This is a genomic window from Caldicellulosiruptoraceae bacterium PP1 (genome assembly GCA_041320695.1).
Taxonomy (GTDB): domain Bacteria; phylum Bacillota; class Thermoanaerobacteria; order Caldicellulosiruptorales; family Caldicellulosiruptoraceae; genus JBGGOQ01.
In genome coordinates this window covers 1-2,688 of the sequence record JBGGOQ010000027.1, presented here as the reverse complement: position 1 = coordinate 2,688, position 2,688 = coordinate 1, and the positions used below count along the sequence as shown (strand labels likewise).

Annotated in this window: 1 rRNA gene; it reads right to left on the bottom strand. The window is 53.7% G+C overall.

The features are described from left to right. Positions 1-2,673, bottom strand: a 23S ribosomal RNA gene (locus ACAG39_12400); the annotation flags it as partial. Between the last annotated feature and the right edge of the window lie 15 nt (positions 2,674-2,688).

Below are 2,688 nucleotides of genomic sequence, written 5' to 3'. Positions count from 1 at the left end.
CGCCTGCGACGGATAAGGACCGAACTGTCTCACGACGTTCTGAACCCAGCTCACGTACCGCTTTAATGGGCGAACAGCCCAACCCTTGGGACCTACTTCAGCCCCAGGATGCGATGAGCCGACATCGAGGTGCCAAACCTCCCCGTCGATGTGGACTCTCGGGGGAGATCAGCCTGTTATCCCCAGGGTAACTTTTATCCGTTGAGCGACGGCTCTCCCACTTAATGCCGCCGGATCACTAAGCCCGACTTTCGTCCCTGTTCGATATGTCTATCTCACAGTCAAGCCACCTTCTCGCCTTTGCACTCCCACCGCACGATTTCCATCCGTGCTGAGGTGACCTTTGGGCGCCTCCGTTACTCTTTTGGAGGCGACCGCCCCAGTCAAACTGCCCACCTGGCAGTGTCCCATCACTCGCTCCAGAGTGCATGGTTAGTATTTCGGTATATCCAGAGTGGTATCCCACCGTCGGCTCCACTATGACTGGCGTCATAGCTTCTTCGCCTCCCACCTATCCTGTACAAGATATGCCAAAACACAGTGCCAAGCTACAGTAAAGCTCCATGGGGTCTTTCTGTCCAATCGCAGGTAACCAGCATCTTCACTGGTACTACAATTTCGCCGGGTGCATTGCCAAGACAGCGCCCAAGTCGTTACGCCATTCGTGCGGGTCGGAACTTACCCGACAAGGAATTTCGCTACCTTAGGACTGTTATAGTTACAGCCGCCGTTCACTGGGGCTTCGGTTCAAAGCTTCGCAACTTTCGTCACTAACCTCTCCCCTTAACCTTCCAGCACCGGGCAGGCGTCAGCCCCTATACTTCGCCTTCCGGCTTCGCAGAGACCTGTGTTTTTGTTAAACAGTCGCTTGGGCCTATTCTCTGCGACCCTACTTCAACGTAGGGCACCCCTTCTCCCGAAGTTACGAGGTCATTTTGCCGAGTTCCTTAGCAATGCTTCTCCCGTCCGTCTGTGGATTCTCTCCTCGCCCACCTGTGTCGGTTTCCAGTACGGGCACCTACTTTCGCCTATACGACGCTTTTCTTGGCAGTGTGAACCCCAGCACTTCGCCTACTCTTATTTCGGCTCCCCTTCACGCCTCACTTCTTCACGTATGTGGATTTCCCTGCATACGCTCGCTTGACGCTTGGCCGAGCTATACCAACAGCTCGGTTGCCTAGTCCTCCTGCGTCCCGCCTTATAGGTTTACCTCCAGTAGGTGGTACAGGACTGTCTACCTGTTTCCCATCAGCTACGCCTCCCGGCCTCGCCTTAGGCCCCGACTAACTCTGGGTGGATGTGCCTTCCCCAGAAACCCTTGGGCTTCCGACGGGTTGGTTTCTCACCAACCTCTCGCTACTTATTCCGGCATTCTCTCTTCTGCCTCGTCCAGATCGGCTTCCGCCTTATCCTTCTCCCTACCGCAGAATGCTTCCCTACCAAACAGTTCCCTGTTTCCGCTGCTTCGGTGTGTAACTTAGCCCCGAGTATTTTCGGCGCTTAACCACTCGACCAGTGAGCTATTACGCACTCTTTTAAGGTGTGGCTGCTTCTAAGCCAACCTCCTGGTTGTCTTCGCAGTTAAACATCCTTTTTACACTTAGTTACACTTTGGGACCTTAGCAGGCGGTCTGGGCTGTCCCCCTCTCGACCACGGACCTTATCGCTCGTAGTCTGACTCCCAAGGTTTCCACCACCAGCATTCGGAGTTTGATAGGGTTCGGTAACGTTTTTGCGCCCCTAGCCCATTCAGTGCTCTACCTCCAGTGGCTACCCCTTGAGGCTAGCCCTAAAGCTATTTCGGGAAGAACCAGCTATCTCCGGGTTCGATTGGAATTTCTCCTCTATCCTCACCTCATCCGATGCCTTTTCAACGACAACCGGTTCGGGCCTCCATGTGGTCTCACCCACACTTCACCCTGGACAAGGATAGATCACCCGGTTTCGGGTCTACTTATGCAAACTATATCCGCCCTATTCAGACTCGGTTTCCCTCCGACTCCAATGCTCTCTCGCATCTTAGCCTCGCTTGCATAAGTAACTCGCCGGACCGTTCTTCAATAAGTACAACGTCACGGAGTTTCCCCCGCTCCGTCTGCTTGTAAGCACAGGGTTTCAGGTTCTATTTCACTCCCCTCCCGGGGTTCTTTTCACCTTTCCCTCACGGTACTAGTTCTCTATCGGTCACCAGGAGTATTTAGCCTTGGAGGGTGGTCCCCCCTGCTTCACACCAGCTTCCTCGGCACTGGTGCTACTCAGGATTCAAGCTTCATGTAATACATAATTTCAACTACAGGACTCTCACCTTCTCCGGTCTGCCTTCCCAGACAGTTCGTCTATTATATATTACACTACTTCGCTTGTCCTTCTACCCCCATATATACATCGCTGCATACATGGGTTTGGGCTCCTCCCATTTCGCTCGCCGCTACTTTGGGAATCTCGTTTGATTTCTTCTCCTCGGGGTACTTAGATGTTTCAGTTCCCCCGGTCTCCCCTCACATACCTATGTGTTCAGTATGTGATGCTAGGACTCCTTCCTAGCGGGTTCCCCCATTCGGATATCCACGGATCTTCGCCTGTTTGCGGCTCCCCGTGGCTTTTCGCAGCTTACCACGTCCTTCTTCGGCTCCGGTGCCAGGGCATCCTCCCTGTGCTCTTCTTCGCTTGACCCACAGACTATATTTC